This window comes from Roseateles amylovorans, from assembly GCF_025398155.2.
In the GTDB taxonomy this organism is placed as follows: domain Bacteria; phylum Pseudomonadota; class Gammaproteobacteria; order Burkholderiales; family Burkholderiaceae_C; genus Roseateles; species Roseateles amylovorans.
In genome coordinates, this window is sequence record NZ_CP104562.2 from 5,619,407 (window position 1) to 5,635,401 (window position 15,995).

Annotated in this window: 12 protein-coding genes; 7 read left to right on the forward strand and 5 right to left on the reverse strand. The window is 66.9% G+C overall.

Annotated features, from left to right (window positions below):
* Nucleotides 1–26: 26 nt before the first annotated feature.
* From glyS to N4261_RS23315, 4 genes are all read right to left on the reverse strand, one after another.
* On the reverse strand, nt 27–2,168 hold the full coding sequence (gene glyS, locus N4261_RS23300) for a glycine--tRNA ligase subunit beta (RefSeq protein ID WP_261757627.1): 2,142 nt from the start codon (nt 2,166–2,168) through the stop codon (nt 27–29).
* 9 nt (nt 2,169–2,177) lie between these two features.
* The gene (glyQ, locus tag N4261_RS23305; RefSeq protein ID WP_261757628.1) at nt 2,178–3,119 is read right to left on the reverse strand and encodes a glycine--tRNA ligase subunit alpha; all 942 of its coding nucleotides are present in this window, start codon (nt 3,117–3,119) and stop codon (nt 2,178–2,180) included.
* Between the two features lie 129 nt (nt 3,120–3,248).
* Nucleotides 3,249–4,781 (reverse strand): apolipoprotein N-acyltransferase, encoded by a 1,533-nt coding sequence (gene lnt, locus N4261_RS23310; protein ID WP_261757629.1) that lies wholly within the window; start codon nt 4,779–4,781, stop codon nt 3,249–3,251.
* A complete protein-coding gene (locus tag N4261_RS23315; protein ID WP_261757630.1) occupies nt 4,781–5,671 on the reverse strand; it encodes a CorC family transporter in 891 nt (296 codons plus the stop codon). Before N4261_RS23315 ends, lnt begins: the two co-directional genes overlap by 1 nt.
* Before the next feature lie 206 nt (nt 5,672–5,877).
* Between N4261_RS23315 and N4261_RS23320 the strand changes: the two genes are divergently transcribed.
* From N4261_RS23320 to N4261_RS23345, 6 genes are all read left to right on the forward strand, one after another.
* A complete protein-coding gene (locus N4261_RS23320; RefSeq protein WP_261757631.1) occupies nt 5,878–6,984 on the forward strand; it encodes a CobW family GTP-binding protein in 1,107 nt (368 codons plus the stop codon).
* 125 nt (nt 6,985–7,109) lie between these two features.
* Nucleotides 7,110–7,745: an RNA polymerase-binding protein DksA gene (gene dksA / locus N4261_RS23325; protein WP_261757632.1), complete on the forward strand. Its 636-nt coding sequence runs from the start codon at nt 7,110–7,112 to the stop codon at nt 7,743–7,745.
* Between the two features lie 52 nt (nt 7,746–7,797).
* On the forward strand, nt 7,798–9,552 hold the full coding sequence (locus tag N4261_RS23330) for a hypothetical protein (RefSeq protein WP_261757633.1): 1,755 nt from the start codon (nt 7,798–7,800) through the stop codon (nt 9,550–9,552).
* 174 nt (nt 9,553–9,726) lie between these two features.
* Entirely contained in the window at nt 9,727–10,299 is a 573-nt protein-coding gene (hslV, locus tag N4261_RS23335; RefSeq protein WP_261760832.1) for an ATP-dependent protease subunit HslV, read from the forward strand.
* Complete coding sequence (hslU, locus tag N4261_RS23340; RefSeq protein WP_261757634.1) at nt 10,296–11,651, forward strand: ATP-dependent protease ATPase subunit HslU; 1,356 nt, start codon at nt 10,296–10,298, stop codon at nt 11,649–11,651. The genes hslV and hslU overlap by 4 nt, the downstream gene beginning before the upstream one ends.
* 165 nt (nt 11,652–11,816) lie before the next feature.
* The gene (locus tag N4261_RS23345) at nt 11,817–12,608 is read left to right on the forward strand and encodes a nucleotidyltransferase domain-containing protein (protein ID WP_261757635.1); all 792 of its coding nucleotides are present in this window, start codon (nt 11,817–11,819) and stop codon (nt 12,606–12,608) included.
* 296 nt (nt 12,609–12,904) lie between these two features.
* Here N4261_RS23345 and N4261_RS23350 read toward each other — a convergent pair whose 3' ends face one another.
* Nucleotides 12,905–13,684, reverse strand: coding sequence for a type III pantothenate kinase (locus tag N4261_RS23350; protein WP_261757636.1), 780 nt, complete (start codon nt 13,682–13,684; stop codon nt 12,905–12,907).
* A 162-nt stretch (nt 13,685–13,846) separates the two neighbouring features.
* Between N4261_RS23350 and N4261_RS26115 the strand changes: the two genes are divergently transcribed.
* Nucleotides 13,847–15,820: a methyl-accepting chemotaxis protein gene (locus N4261_RS26115; protein ID WP_290428840.1), complete on the forward strand. Its 1,974-nt coding sequence runs from the start codon at nt 13,847–13,849 to the stop codon at nt 15,818–15,820.
* Nucleotides 15,821–15,995: the final 175 nt, after the last annotated feature.

The window sequence follows — 15,995 nt, forward strand, 5'->3', positions numbered from 1 at the left end:
GGGTCAAGCGATCGGGGGCGTGGCGGTCAAACCGCCAGCCGGGACAGGTCGGCCACGCGGTTCATCGCCTCGTGAAGCTGCTTGAGCAGCGCCTGGCGATTGGCGCGCAACGCGGCGTCGTCGGCATTGACCATCACATCGTCGAAGAAGGCATCCACCGGTGCCTTCAGCGCGGCCAGCGTCTTCAGCGAACCGGCGTAGTCGTGCCGCTCGAACAGGGCGTCGGCCTGCGGCTTCGCCGCCTTCAGGGCCTGCGCCAGCGCCTGTTCGGCGGGCTCGACCAGCAGCTCGGTCTTGACCTCGGTCGGCAGCGCGCCCTCGATCTTCTTGAGGATGTTGCCGACCCGCTTGTTCGCCGCCGCCAGCGAGGCCGACTCCGGCAGCGCGGCGAAGGCCCGCACCGCCTCCAGACGGCGCGGCACATCGCCCAGCCGCGTCGGCGACAGGGCCAGCACCGCATCGACCTCCTGGGCGCTGTAGCCCTGGTCCCGCAGGCTGACCGCCAGGCGGTCGGCGAAGAAGCTCAGCAGCGCCGCCGTCGGGTTCTGGATCAGCTCACCGAAGGCAGGCAGCGCGGCCTCGATCAGCGCCGGCAGGTCCAGCGGCAGGTGCTTCTCGACCAGGATGCGGATCACGCCCAGCGCGTGGCGGCGCAGCGCGAAGGGGTCCTTGTCGCCGGTGGGCAATTGGCCGATGCCGAACAGGCCGATCAGGGTTTCCAGCTTGTCCGCCAGGGCGACCACCGTGCCGGTGTGGTTGCGCGGCAGCGCATCGCCAGCAAAGCGCGGCTTGTAGTGGTCTTCGATGGCGATGGCCACGCCGTCGCGCAGGCCTTCATGGCGGGCGTAGTAGCCCCCCATGATGCCCTGCAGCTCGGGGAACTCGCCCACCATGTCGGTCAGCAGGTCGGCCTTGGCCAGCGTGGACGCTTCCTTGACCTTGCTGTCCAGCACATCGAACTCGTCCTTGGCCTCGACGGTGTAGGGCAGCGTGGCCATGCGCAGCTGATTGACGATGCCGTGCGCAATCGCCCGGACCCGTTCGCTGCGCTCGCCCTGGCTGCCGAGCTTGCCGTGATAGACCACCTTGCCCAGACCGGCGACACGGTCGGCCAGCGGCTTCTTGCGATCCTGGTCGAAGAAGAACTTGGCGTCGGCCAGGCGCGGGCGCACCACGCGCTCATTGCCTTCGACCACTTTGCCGGCATCGTCCGGATGGATGTTGCTGACCAGCAGGAAGCGATGGGTCAGCTTGCCGTGACCATCCAGGAGCGGGAAGTACTTCTGGTTGGCCTTCATCGTCAGGATCAGGCATTCCTGCGGCACCGCCAGGAATTCGGGCTCGAATTGGCAGGACAGCACATTCGGCAGCTCGACCAGCGCGCAGACCTCGTCCAGCAGCTCGGGCGCATCGATCGGCGTCAGGCCCAGCGGTTCGGCCTGGGCCTGCAACTGGCGGACGATCTCCGCGCGGCGGCGCTCGAAGGAGGCGATCACGGCGCCTTCCTCACGGAGCTGCTGCTCGTAGGTGTCGGCATGCCGCAGGGTGATGGTGTCGACCTTGCTCTCGAAGCGATGGCCACGGGTGGTGCGGCCCGCGGTCAGGCCCAGGGCGGACAGGTTCACCACCGCCTCGCCGTGCAGGGCCACCAGACCGTGGGCGGGACGGACGAACTTGACGTCGCTCCAGCCGTCGGCCAGTTGATAGGTCATCACCTTGGGGATCGGCAGCTTGCCCAGGGCGTCGTCCAACGCCTTCTGCAGGCCTTCGGCCAGCGAGGCGCCGGCCACGACGGTGTCCAGGAACAGCGCTTCGGCCTTGCCGTCCGGTGCGCGCTTGAGCTGCGGCACGACCGAGGCATCCGCGCCCACCGACGCCAGCTTCTTCAGCAGCGCGGGGGTCGGCTGGCCGGCAGCGTCCAGCGCCACGGCCACCGGCATCAGCTTTTGCTGGACCGCGCGATCGGCGGCCTTGGCGGCCACATCGGCCACATGCACCGCCAGGCGGCGCGGCGTGGCGAAGGCGGTCACGGCGGCGTCCGCAGCGACCAGGCCTTGGGACTTCAGGCTGTCGCTCAACACGGTGGCGAAGGCTTCGCCGAGCTTCTTCAGCGCCTTGGGCGGCAGTTCCTCGACAAACAGTTCAACGAGAAGGTTGTGGTTGCTCATGCTCATGTCTCAGGCCGCCTTCTTGTCGCCCTTGTCGGCGTTCTTCTTGTCGATCTGCGCGATCACTTCATCTGCCCAATCCTTCGGCGCCATCGGGAAGCCGAGCCGCGCACGGCTGTCGACATAGCTCTGCGCCACGGCGCGCGCCAGGTTGCGGATGCGGCCGATGTAGGCGGCCCGTTCGGTCACGCTGATCGCGCCGCGGGCATCCAGCAGGTTGAAGGTGTGACCGGCCTTGAGCAGTTGCTCATAAGCGGGCAAGGCGAGCTGCTGCTCCATCAGCAGCTTGGACTGCTTTTCATAGGCGCCGAAGGCCTGCAGCAGGAAGTCGACGTCGCTGAACTCGAAGTTGTAGGTCGACTGCTCCACCTCGTTCTGATGGAAGACATCGCCATAGGTCAGGCCGTCCGCATAGACCAGGTCATACACCGACTCCTTGCCCTGCAGATACATCGCCAGCCGTTCCAGGCCGTAGGTGATCTCGCCGGTGATCGGCTTGCAGTCGATGCCGCCCACCTGCTGGAAGTAGGTGAACTGGGTCACCTCCATGCCGTTGAGCCAGACCTCCCAGCCCAGGCCCCAGCAGCCGAGGGTGGGATTCTCCCAATCGTCCTCGACAAAGCGGACATCGTTCTTCTTCAGATCGAAGCCGAGTGCCTCCAGCGACCCCAGGTACAGCTCCAGGATGTTGGCCGGCGCGGGCTTGAGCACGACCTGGAACTGGTAGTAGTGCTGCAGCCGGTTGGGATTCTCGCCATAGCGGCCGTCCTTGGGACGGCGGCTGGGCTGCACATAGGCCGCCTTCCACGGCTCGGGACCGAGCGCGCGCAGGAAGGTGGCGGTGTGGCTGGTGCCGGCGCCGACCTCCATGTCATAGGGCTGCAGCAAGGCGCAGCCCTGACGAGACCAGTAGTCCTGCAGGCGAAGAATCAATTGCTGGAAAGTCAGCATGGGGCGTCGGTCCGTGGGTCAGGCGTTGGGGGAAAACGCCCGATTCTAAGAGGGCAAAGGCGTTCTGACGGGGCCTTCGAACGGGATGAACGGGACAGGGGCCGACGGGGCGTGGGGCCGGGCGATGCCTCAGCCCCGCAGCCGGCGCCGCGCCACCAGCGCCGGTGCCACGCCCAACAGCACCAGCGCCCAGAGCGGCCACAGGCCGGCCGCAGCCAGCCAGCGGGCATACGGTGTGACGCCGCGACGGCCCTGCACGGTCACCTCCAGCACGCCCGCCTGTTCCGCCGGCAGACGCGCCAGCACCTGGCCGCGGTGGTCGACATGGGCGGTGGCGCCGGTGTTGGTCGCCCGGACGATCGGACGCTGGAACTCCAGCGCCCGCATCTGGGAGAACTGCAGATGCTGGTCCTGCACCATGCGCGGCCCGAACCAGGCCAGATTGCTGACATTGACGAACACGGTCGCCGCGGCCTCGCCGTCATCCAGCGCGCTGGCCACCACATCCTCACCGAACAGATCCTCATAGCAGATCAGCGGGCGCAGACGCTGACCGCCCAGCACCAGCGACCGCTGGTGCGCGCCACGGGCCTGGTCGTCCATCGGGATGTTCATCGCCCGGACGAACCAGTGAAAGCCCGGCGGGATGAACTCGCCGAAGGGCAGCAGATGCCGCTTGCCGTAGTCATAGGGTTGTGCCGTGCCCAGCGCCACCAGGGAATTGACGAATCCCTGCGACTCACTGCCAAGGAAGGTGCCCAGCAGCAGCGGGCGCTGCTCGGCATCGCGCTGCAGCCGTGCGACATGGTCCTCGTCCAACCAGGCCAGCGGCAACGGGAGGACCGACTCGGGCGTGATCACCAGTTGCCCGCGTGACGCCTCGATCAGCGACGTCAGTTGCGCCAGGTTGTCATTGAAGCGGTCGCGGTCGAACTTCTGGTCCTGGGCGATGTTGGGCTGGACCAGCGACACCTTCAGCTCGCCGGCGTCGCGGGTGAAGTCCTGCGGCAGGAACTGCCCCAGCAGCACCAGCGCGACGGTTCCGCCCAGGAGCGGCCAGCAGCGCGCCGCCAGCGCGGCCGCCAGCAGCGCCGCCAGCGCGGCAATGCCGTACACGCCGATCCAGGGCGCGAACACGGCCAGCGGGCCTTGCGCATGCGCATAGCCGCTCGCGATCCAGGGAAAGCCGGTGAGCAGGGTGGCGCGCGCCAGCTCGGCCGCGAGCCAGAGGGCGGCGAAGGCCAGCGCGCGGGTCCAGCGCGGCCCCTGCAGGCGCGCCGCCAGACCGAGACCCAGGGCGTAATACAGGGAAAGGAAGGCCGCCAGCAGCAGCACGGCCAGCGCCGACACGGCCGCAGGCAGGTGGCCGAAGTCGTGCATGCTGATGTAGAGCCACCACAGGCCGGACGCCAGCCAGCCGATGCCGAACATCGCCCCCAGCAACGCCGCGCGACGAGGCCGCACCGCCATGGCAGCGGCCATCAGCCACGCCAGGGCCAACGGCTGCAGCCACCAGGCCGGACTGGGCGAAAACGCCGCGGTGTGCAGCACGCCGGCGAGCAGCGCGAGCAGCGGGTGCCGCAGCGCACGCGCCAGGATCGACCCCTCGAACCGGGACGCCGCCGCCGGGGTTGCGGACGTACCGCGCCTGAACCCCCGCATCAGCCGGTGCTGTCGTCGGCCTCGGACGCCGGCGCCCGGGTGACCTTGAACCAGCGCACCGCGCCGCCGCGATTGATCATCACCGCGAAGCGCAGGCCGCCGATCTCCACCGTCTCGCCCCGCCGGGGCACACGACCATGCTCATGCGCGACCATGCCGCCGATGGTGTCGAAATCCTCCTGGGACAGCGCAATGCCGAACACCTCGTTGACCGCGGCGATGTCCGCATCGCCGGCCACGCGGTAGCTGCCGTCGGCCAGGGTGTAGATGCCGGCATCGCCCGCACCGACATCGGCGTCGAATTCGTCCTCGATCTCGCCGACGATCTCCTCCAGCACATCCTCGATGGTGATCAGCCCCGCGGTGTTGCCGAATTCGTCGATCACGATGGCCAGATGGTTGCGGTTGGAGCGGAAATCCCGCAGCAACTCGTTCAGGCCCTTGCTCTCAGGCACGAAAACTGCCGGGCGCAACAGGGCGCGCACATTCAGTTCCGGGGCGCGCTGGAGCTTGAGCAGGTCCTTGGCCAGCAAAATGCCGATGATGTTGTCGCGCTGACCGTCATGGACGGGAAAGCGCGAATGGCCGGTGTCGATGACATTGGCCAGCAATTCGTCGACGCTGGCGTGGATGTCCAGCAGGTCCATGCGCGGCGCGGCGACCATCACATCGCCGGCGCTGAGTTCGGCCATCCGCAGGACGCCCTCGAGCATCTGGCGCGATTCGGGCGCGATGAGTTCGCGCTCTTCCGCTTCGGCCAGGGTTTCGATCAGCTCGCTGGTGGAATCCGGGCCGGGATGTAGAAATTCCAGGACGCGGTCCAGGAGACCGCGATGATCATGGCCACGCCCGCCATGTTTGGCGGGCCGACTAGGCTGAGGTTCAGACACTGCAGTGTGTGCCGTCGTTGATGAGGCGCCAGAATAACCGATTGACATTGAAATTCGCTTGAACCACAGTGTTTCGCCCCCATCTGCCAGGCCCTCGGCTTGACGCGGGCTGCGGACTGTCCCGCCCGGTTTTCACTTTCCTTTCATGTCGCGGACGGCCCGCCAGGCCCGGTGCGACGCCAGACGCCACAGAACGGCTTTTCAACATGTCCACCGCTTCCACCGGCGCCCCGGGCGCCCCGACCCTGATTCCCGCCACCATCCTCACCGGCTTCCTGGGCTCGGGCAAGACCACGTTGCTCAAGCGCGTGCTCACTGAGACCCATGGCCAGAAGATCGCGGTGATCGAGAACGAGTTCGGCGAAGAGAACATCGACAACGACATCCTGGTCAGCGAGACCCAGGAACAGATCATCCAGCTGAGCAACGGCTGTGTGTGCTGCACCATCCGCGAAGACCTGCGCACCACGCTGGCCGACCTGGCAGCCCGCCGCCGCAAGGGCGAACTGGATTTCGAGCGGGTCGTGATCGAAACCACCGGCCTGGCCGATCCGGGCCCGGTCGCCCAGACCTTCTTCATGGACGACGAGATCGCCGAGACCTTCCTGCTGGATTCCATCCTCACCCTGGTGGACGTCAAGCATGCCGACGAGCAGCTCAACACCCGCCAGGAAGCGCGCCGGCAGGTCGGTTTCGCGGATCAGATCTTCCTCAGCAAGACCGATCTGGTCGACGACGCCACGGTCCAGGCCCTGACCCACCGCCTCAAGCACATGAACCCGCGGGCGCCCCAGCAGCGGGTGCACTTCGGTGAGGTGCCGATCAAGGACGTGTTCGACCTGCGCGGCTTCAACCTGAACGCCAAGCTCGAAATCGACCCCGATTTCCTGACCGCCGACAATCACAGCCACGACCACGGGCACGATCATGGGCATGACCACGGTCACGCGCACAGCCATGACCACGACCATGAACATGGCGAGCATTGCGACCATCCGCATCATCATCACCATGACGATGATGTGAAATCCTTCGTCTTTCGCTCGGATCGTCCGTTCAACCCGGCCAAGCTGGAAGACTTCCTGGGCGCTATCGTGCAGGTCTACGGCCCCAAGATGCTTCGTTACAAGGGCGTGCTGAACATGAACGGCACTGACAAGAAGGTCATCTTCCAGGGTGTGCACCAGCTGATGGGCTCGGATCTGGGCCCGAAATGGATGCCCGGTGAAGAGAAGATCAGCAAGATGGTGTTCATCGGCATCGATCTGCCCAAAGACATCCTGATGCAGGGGCTGGAAGGCTGCCTGGCTTAGTGACACACTCGCTGACCGAATCGGTGCGCGACGGAGGTGGCTACAATCCGCCGCGCTCGAACCCCGCCGGGCGCCGCACCGTCCCGCACCGCAAGCAGGTATAAAGAGCCGCTAGGAGAGTGAACGTGAGCAAGACCCCGGCCTCCAAGTCCGCTGCGCCCAAGGCGAGTGGCAAAGCCGCCAAGCCCGCGGCCGCAGATCCCGAGGCAACCCTCGCGGCGGACCACCCCGACACCACGGTCGCCACGCTGGACGCTCCCGTCCGCCGTGCCACCCCCACTTCAACCAACTCGAACCCCGCCGTGAAGCCCGATCCCAAACTAGCCTCCGCCTGGAAAAACAAGTCCGGTGCCGAACTGACAGACGCCGAAGTCATGGCGATGCCGGACACCGAGTACATGAATGACAAGCAGGTGGAGTTCTTCCGCGCCAAGCTCACGCAGCTCAAGGAAGACATCCTGTCCAACGCCGGTGAGACCACCGAGCACCTGCGCGAGGACACCTCCATCGTTCCCGATCCGGCCGACCGCGCCACCATCGAGGAAGAGCATGCCCTGGAGCTGCGCACCCGCGACCGAGAGCGCAAGCTGCTCAAGAAGATCATGCAGTCGCTGGGCCGGCTGGATTCCGGCGAATACGGCTACTGCGACGAAACCGGCGAACCGATCGGCCTGGGCCGACTGATCGCCCGTCCGACCGCCACGCTGTCGCTCGAAGCGCAACAGCGCCGTGAGTTGAAGCAGAAGATGTTCGGCGACTGAGCTCGACCGGCCCCGCAACCCTCAACCGCCAGCGAGAACCGCCATCGACAGCATGACCGACCCCAAAGACGGCGAGAGCTTCTTCCGCAAGGTGGCGCGCTTCGTCGCCAACCCGACGACCGACTGGGCGGAGATCAACTCCCGCCAGGACGATCCCGAGGCGGATGCCGCCAAGGCGGAACTGCGCGCCATGGTGGAGCGCAAGCGCCGCAACGACTTCGTGCGCAAGCGCGAGCTCGACATGCTGCGCCGCATCCGACGCGAAGGCCTGACGCCCGAGCAACTGGCGGCGCTCGGCGGCCACGCCACCTCCGGCATTGACGAGCTGGGCCGCATCAGCGAGATCAGCGGCACCAATCGGGCCGAGGCCAGCGGCGTGGTCAAGGCCAAGATCGACCAGATCGAGCAGCAGATGGTCGGCGAAGGCTTCGTTCCGACCCAGGTGCAGGGCCAGCATCCGCCCGCGTTCTTCGAGACCAGCACCCGCCCGGTGAACTTTTCGCCGACCGACGGCGTTGGCGGACGTGTCACCGACTACACCTCGCCCGCGCCGCTGGACCGCATCGATCTCGCGCCCGCTCGCGCGTCGGTTCGCGGCGGGCTGTCCCCGCTGTCCTCCGCCCCGTCGGCGCCGCTGGCCCCGTCCGCGGCGATTCCCGAGCTCAAGCAGGCCATTCCCACGCTGAACTTCCGGGTCGAGGATCCGAACCAGGTGGAAGTCAACGAGGTGGTGCATGACGCCGAGCTGGACGAGGCGGTCATCGCGTTCGCCAACGGCGACTACGAGCACTGCGAGCGGAGCCTGGCCGACCTGACCCGTGCGGGTGGCTCGCGCCATGAGCATGCCGAAACCTGGCTGGTGCTGTTCGACCTCTACCGTGCCACCGGCCAGCAAGGCAAGTTCGAGCACCTGGCCAACGACTATGCCCAGCAGTTCGGCCTGTCCTCGCCGCAATGGTTCTCGCTGCCCAAGCTGGTGGCCGAGGCCGTGCAGCAGGAGCGCGCCCCGCGAGGCAAGGCCAACACGGTGAGCTGGAGCAGCCCGGACTACCTGGATGTCGACGCGGTGCTGCAGATGCGCAGCCGCTGCGAGAACCAGCCGCTGCCCTGGGTGATGGACTGGCAGAACCTGCGCCAGATCGATCCGGAAGCCTGTGCACGACTGCGCGAGGTGTTCCGCGCCTGGGCACCGCAGGCGCTGGACCTGCGCTGGCTGGCCGGCGACCACTTCTTCCAGGTGCTGCGCGACCAGGCCCCCGTGGGAGCCCGTGACGCCGACCCTGTGAACTGGATGCTGCGCCTGGAAGCGCTGCGTCTGGCCAATCGCCCGGACCAGTTCGACGAGGTGGCCATCGACTACTGCGTGACCTACGAGGTCTCACCGCCGTCCTGGGAAAAGGCCGAATGCCATGTCCGCGTCAGCGGCAACGGCCTGTCGACCAGCTCCCCCACGCCGACGGTTCAACCGGCGGCGATGGACACCGGCATCGCCTTCCTCGAGTCCACCATCACCGACGCACTGAGCACCGCGGCGCAGATGGAGCTCTCCGGCCAGTTGAGCGGCGACATCAGCGAGACACTCAACCTGATGACCGAGCAGCTGGAAGCGGCGACCTTGGTGAGCATCGCCTGTCCGAAGCTGATCCGGCTGGACTTCATGGCCGCAGGCGATCTGCTGAACTGGGTGCTGGCACGTCGCAGCGAGAACCGTGCGGTGCAATTCACCGATGCGCATCGGCTGGTCGCGCTGTTCTTCGGCGCGATGGGCATCAACGAGCATGCCCGGGTGAAGGTGCGGCACGTCTGAGTCGCCGACGATCAAGACCTACCGAAGAACGGGGCCATTCGCATGGCCCCGTTTGCATTGGCGTGTGCAACCCTCAGACTTTTCCGCATCTGGGAAACCTTGTGATTTGCCTCACAGGGCCCACGTGCTGACTTCATGACGATCAGGACGACCATGTCTCACGAATCCTCCCCCTTGCCGCCGTACCACGGCACCACCATCGTCAGCGTGCGCCGCGGCAACCAGGTCGCCATCGGGGGCGACGGTCAGGTGACGCTGGGCACCATCGTCGTCAAATCGACGGCCCGCAAGGTGCGCAAGCTCTACAAGAACCAGGTGCTGGCGGGCTTTGCCGGCGCCACCGCCGATGCCTTCACCCTGTTCGAGCGCTTCGAGTCCAAGCTGGAAAAGCACCAGGGGCATCTGGTGCGCGCGGCCGTCGAGCTGACGCGTGACTGGCGGACCGATCGGGTGCTGCGCCGGCTGGAAGCGATGCTGGCGGTCGCCGACCACAGCGCCTCGCTGATCATCACCGGCAACGGCGATGTGCTGGAGCCGGAACAGGGCATCGTGGCGATCGGATCCGGCGGCGCGTATGCGCAGGCGGCCGCCAAGGCACTGCTCAATCACAGTGCGCTGAGCGCCGTCGACATCGTCAAGCAGTCGCTGGTCATTGCCGGCGAGATCTGCATCTACACCAACGGCAACCACACCATCGAAACGCTGGAAGAACAGCCGGAACTGCCGGCCCTCGGAGCCTCCGCATGAGCAGCATGACCCCTCAGGAAATCGTCTCTGAACTGGACCGCCACATCGTCGGCCAGGCCGATGCCAAGCGCGCGGTCGCGATTGCGCTGCGCAATCGCTGGCGCCGTCAGCAGGTGGATGAGAAGCTGCGCGGCGAGATCACGCCCAAGAACATCCTCATGATCGGCCCGACCGGCGTGGGCAAGACCGAGATCGCCCGCCGGCTGGCCAAGCTGGCCGATGCGCCTTTCATCAAGGTGGAAGCGACCAAGTTCACCGAGGTCGGTTATGTGGGCAAGGATGTGGACAGCATCGTGCGCGACCTGGTCGACATCGCGGTGAAGCAGGAACGCGAGCGTCAGATGCGGCTGCAGCGCACCCGCGCCGAGGACGCCGCCGAGGAACGCATCCTCGATGCCCTGGTCCCGCCGCCGCGCACCACCGGCTTCACGCCCGCCGACAGCACCGGCACGAGTGCGGGCGCCGCCAGCGGTGACAACACCGCACGCCAGGTGATGCGCAAGCGGCTGCGCGAAGGCGTGATGGACGACAAGGAGATCGAGCTCGAACTCGCCGAGCCCAAGCCGTCGATGGAGATCCTCGGCCCGCAGGGCATGGAGGAGATGGCCGAGCAGCTCAAGGGCCTGTTCTCGCAAATGGGCCAGACCCGGCGCAAGGCGCGCAAGATCAAGATCGGCGAGGCGATGAAGCTGCTGGTCGACGAGGAAGCCGCCAAGCTGGTCAATGAGGACGAGATCAAGACCTCCGCCCTCGCCCATGCGCAGGAGAACGGCATCGTCTTCATCGACGAGATCGACAAGGTCGCCAGCCGCGCCGAGCACGGCGGCGCCGATGTGTCGCGTCAGGGCGTGCAGCGCGACCTGCTGCCGCTGGTCGAAGGCACCACGGTCAACACCAAGTACGGCATGGTGAAGACCGATCACATCCTGTTCATCGCCTCCGGCGCCTTCCACCTCAGCAAGCCCAGCGACCTGATCCCGGAGCTGCAGGGCCGCTTCCCGATCCGGGTGGAGCTGAAGTCGCTGTCGGTGGCGGATTTCGAGGCGATTCTCTCCAGCACCCATGCCAGCCTGGTCAAGCAATACCAGGCCCTGCTGGCCACCGAGGGGCTGACGTTGGAACTGAGCACCGACGGCATTCGTCGACTGGCCCAGATCGCCTTCGAGGTGAACGAACGCACCGAGAACATCGGCGCCCGGCGCCTGTCGACGGTGCTGGAACGGCTGCTGGACGAGATCAGTTTCGATGCTCACAAGCACGCAGGCCAGACCATCACCCTGGACGGCCAGGCGGTGGATGACAAGCTGGGGGCGCTGGCGCAGAACGAAGACCTGAGCCGTTTCATCCTCTGAGCGCATTCGGGGTGCGCCTGAAGCGCACCCGGAGCGCGTATTTCGTCGCTAAAACCGCAACGCCGGGGGTTCACCCCGGCGTTTTTTCTATGGGCGTTTCTTGGGAAATGCATACAGTGGCGCCGCTCACGTCCCGCTCCCCTGTCTGTCTGACTCCGAGTCCCCATGATTGACGACGCCACCCGCCGAGAAGTCCATGCCCGCCTGCGCCGGGCTGAAACCGAGCATCAAGTGAAGGTTCTGCTGGCAGTCGAGTCCGGCAGCCGTGCCTGGGGATTTGCCTCGCCCAACAGCGATTACGACGCCCGTTTCATCTATGTGAATCCGCCCGACTGGTATTTGTCGGTGGGGCTGGAGGAGAAACGCGACGTCATCGAATATCCGATCGTCGACGAGATGGACATCAACGGCTGGGACCTGCGCAAGGCGCTGCGGCTGTTCTGGCGCTCCAATCCCGGCTTCGTCGAGTGGGTGCAATCGCCCATCGTCTACGAGAAGAACAGCAGCTTCCATCGGCGGGCGCTGGCCTTGCTGCCCACCGTGTACTCGGTGGAACGCGGCATGTACCACTACCGCAGCATGGCCAAGACCAACTTCCGCGGCTATCTGCAGGCCGACCAGGTGCCGCTGAAGAAGTATTTCTACGTGCTGCGCCCGCTGCTGTCGGTCCGGTGGCTGGAGCGCTACCAGCGTCCGGCGCCGATCGAGTTCCAGCGGTTGCTGGAGACGATCGACAAGGAACCCGGCCTGCGCTCGGCCATCAACGACCTGATCGGGCTGAAACAGGCGACGCCGGAGCTGGGCCTGTCGCCCCAGATCGCGCCGATCCAGGCCTTCATCGAGCGGGAGCTGGACCGCCTGGAACTGGTCGAGCCGCCGAAGCAGGAGCCTCGGCCTGAGGTCGAGCCGCTGCTGTCCGAGCTGTTTCGCGCCGTACTGCGCGAGACCTGGGCCTGAGCGCAGTCCGCTGAACCGGCCCGCAGGGCGGCGTGGCCTGAGGCCGACCCGCGTGATCGCGCGGCGGCCGTCTCGCGGGCCTCAAGGCGTCACCTGTGCGGCCACGCACGGGGCGACGTCACGGACAGGGCGGCGGGAACACAACATCATGGACGGGCTGCGTCGCGCACCGGGCGTCGACGTCGTGCAGAGAGGACCCGACGGATTCTTCCCGACGTCACGTCGCAGGACTGCAACCAGTTGCCACCGGCAGCGAGGACTTGGGGGTCCTCGCAACAGTCCCTGCATCCAGGGGGCTACAACGCCAGTCGATGCGCCTGTAGGGACAACAACCCGTCGAAGATGAGCGAATCGATCAGCTCATGCGGAATGTCCAGGGACGGCGACACCTTCCAGCCCGCACCGCCGGTCATCAGCGTGACCGGCTCCTGACCGCAGCGCTTCACCAGGTGACGATGCATGCGTTCGATGGCGCCGGTGATCGCATAGTTGCCGCCGCTGGTGAGCGCATCGGAGGTGTTGGTCGGGAATTCGCGCACCTCGCCGGTGGGCACCCGCAGACCGGCGGTGCCGCCTTCCAGGGCGCGGAGCATGATGCCGTGGCCGGGCAGGATCAGGCCGCCGAGGAAGCGGCCGTCGGCGTCGAGCGCATCGACCGTCACCGCAGTCCCCACCATCACCACCAGCGCCGGCCGCGGCGCATGGCCGTGCATACGGGCCAGCACATGTTGGCGCGCACCGATCAGGGCCACGAAGCGATCGGTCCCCAGGCGGGTCGGGTGGTCATAGCCATTGACGACGCCACCGGCCTGCGCCGTGGAGGCCACCCAGCGGGGCTCCAGGTCCCATTCCTCCAGTTGCTCTTCCACCCGGTGACGCACGCCGTCGCCGGCGACGTTGCAACCCAGCAGACTGCCGGGCGTGACCGGCAGCGACGCCCAGTCATGCTCGGACAATTTTTCGATGTTCTCGAGGAATTGCGCGCCGTGAGCGAGCATGGGGCTGCCCGGCTGGGGTGCCGCATAAAGGGCCCATTTCAGGCGGGTGTTGCCGATATCGATCGCCAAAAAGCTCATGAATTCACGCGACTGCGCTGTGACAGGCGGCAGGTTAGCAGTGTTTCTCCTCAAGACGGTGCGAGGATGGGCCGAATTAGGAAGGGTCCCCCACCCCGCCGGTTTGCCGGCGCACCACACCGGGGCGGCCTGACGACGGACCCCTGCCAAGGACATGCGCCCATGACCTTCTCGATCGCTACCCGCCTCTGGATCCCCGTCGTCGTGATGGCTGCGATGACCCTCGTGATGTCCCTCGGTGCCGCGTCGCGCACCCGCGCCTTGCTGGCCGTGGCCCAGACCACGCAGGAAAAGCAGCAGCAGCGCTTCGAACTGGCGCTGCGATGGCGCGGCCTCACCGAAGCCAATGCCAGCCGGGTCCAAGGCGGCCTGGCCGCCGGCGACAACAGCGTGGCAGACGCGCTGAAGGCCGACATTGCCCGCACCACCGAGACCATCTCCGGGATCCAGAAGCAACTGGAAGCCCTGGCCGAGGACGAGGCCGACAAGGCCGCGATGACCCGCATCGCGGAGCGTCGGCAAGCCTACATCGCCGCGCGCAACGAAGCCAGCAAGCTCAAGACCGCGGGCCAGGTCGACGCCGCCCGTGCCGCGCTGAGCCAGAAGGTGGTGCCGGCGATCGAGCAGTACCTGACCGCGCAGCAGGACTTCATCAAGCTTCAGCAGGACAAGTCCAGCGCGCTGCGCGAGGCAGCCGGCGCCGAGCGGATGCGCACCGTCTGGGGCGTGGCGGGCGTGATGTCGTTGATCGTCGGCCTGCTGGCGCTGGCGACCCTCTATTTCGTGCGCACCATTTCCAGCCCGCTCAAGCAATTGGTGGGGCAGGCGGAACGCATCGGCCAGGGCGACCTGAGCGACGACGGCGTGCAGCCGCGCGGCGACGAGATCGGCGATGTGCAACGGGCGCTGGCGCAGATGAAGGCGTCCTTGCGCGGCGTGATCCGTGAGTTCCGCACCAGCGTGGACAGCATGCAGACCGCCAGTCTGGAGATCGCCACCGGCAACACCGACCTGAGCCATCGCACCGAACAGACCGCGTCGAATCTGCAGCAGGCGGCCTCGTCGCTGTCGCAGCTGACCGGCACCGTCACCCAGAGCGCCGACAGCGCCCGCACCGCCAACCAATTGGCCGGCACGGCGGCCGAGGTCGCCCGACGCGGCGGCGCGGCGGTGGGCGAGGTGGTGGGCACGATGAACGAGATCGATGCCAGCGCCAAGCGCATCAACGACATCATCGGCGTGATCGACGGCATCGCCTTCCAGACCAACATCCTGGCGCTGAATGCGGCGGTGGAAGCGGCACGTGCCGGTGAACAGGGTCGCGGGTTTGCGGTGGTGGCCAGCGAGGTGCGGGCACTGGCCCAGCGCAGCGCCGAGGCGGCCAAGGAGATCAAGTCCCTGATCGGCGACAGCGTCACCAAGGTCGAAACCGGTTCGCAGCAGGTCCGCGATGCGGGCGCCACGATGAACGAGATCGTGGCCAGCGTGCAGCGGGTGTCGGACATCATCAGCGAGATCAGCGCCAGCACGGTGGAGCAGAGCCAAGGCATCGGCAGCGTCAACGGCTCGGTCGCGCAACTGGATCAGATGACCCAGCAGAACGCGGCACTGGTGGAGCAATCGGCGGCGGCGGCCGAATCACTGAGCGATCAGGCCAGCAAGCTGACGGCCCTGGTGGCGCGATTCCGCCTCGACGAAGGCTCGACACCGGCCGGCATCGGACTGGCGGCATCGAGCGGCACGCCCGCGTCAATGACCGCGACCGCGACGCGTGCCGCCGCGACGTCCGCATCGAGCGGCTCAGCGTCGCGCTTTTCGTCGGCCTCCAAGGCGTCGACGTCTCCGATGAGACCGTCAACGACGAGGGCCTCCACCGCGCCGGTCAAGGCAGCCTCCCGTCCGGTTGCGAAGGCGGGCGCGACCGCCGCCAAACCGATGTCGTCCGCGAAGCCGGCGGCGTCCCGCGCCACGAGTGGGCTCGGGGCAAGCGGTCTCAAAGCCAAGGCGACGTCCGCGCCGAGGCCCTCGATGTCGACCGATGCTGCGGCGCCCTCGACTTCGTCCGCGTCATCGTCTTCGGCGTCCAAGGTGCCCAGCGCCAGCAGCGCCCCGGGTGACGACTGGGAGACGTTCTGAAACACTTCGGGGGCGGAGTTGTCAGATGCTCGTGAGTTCGCGCAAGTCCGATGAGCCGAGGCCGTTTTAACCTGCATGGCTCCCGCTGTTTCGGAGCCTCTCCATGAGCCTTGCACTGCCCTTCCCGGACGCGTCGCCTCACGCCGGCGCACGCCGGCAGACCGGCGCCGGCCGG

What these genes read in the sequence shown, in the direction of transcription:
- N4261_RS26115 (WP_290428840.1), top strand. Translation starts at nt 13,847, where the DNA reads ATGACCTTCTCGATCGCTACCCGCCTCTGGATCCCCGTCGTCGTGATG.
- N4261_RS23345 (WP_261757635.1), top strand. Translation starts at nt 11,817, where the DNA reads ATGATTGACGACGCCACCCGCCGAGAAGTCCATGCCCGCCTGCGCCGG.
- lnt (WP_261757629.1), bottom strand. Translation starts at nt 4,781, where the DNA reads ATGCGGGGGTTCAGGCGCGGTACGTCCGCAACCCCGGCGGCGGCGTCC.
- N4261_RS23350 (WP_261757636.1), bottom strand. Translation starts at nt 13,684, where the DNA reads ATGAGCTTTTTGGCGATCGATATCGGCAACACCCGCCTGAAATGGGCC.
- glyQ (WP_261757628.1), bottom strand. Translation starts at nt 3,119, where the DNA reads ATGCTGACTTTCCAGCAATTGATTCTTCGCCTGCAGGACTACTGGTCT.
- glyS (WP_261757627.1), bottom strand. Translation starts at nt 2,168, where the DNA reads ATGAGCAACCACAACCTTCTCGTTGAACTGTTTGTCGAGGAACTGCCG.
- N4261_RS23330 (WP_261757633.1), top strand. Translation starts at nt 7,798, where the DNA reads ATGACCGACCCCAAAGACGGCGAGAGCTTCTTCCGCAAGGTGGCGCGC.
- N4261_RS23320 (WP_261757631.1), top strand. Translation starts at nt 5,878, where the DNA reads ATGTCCACCGCTTCCACCGGCGCCCCGGGCGCCCCGACCCTGATTCCC.
- hslU (WP_261757634.1), top strand. Translation starts at nt 10,296, where the DNA reads ATGAGCAGCATGACCCCTCAGGAAATCGTCTCTGAACTGGACCGCCAC.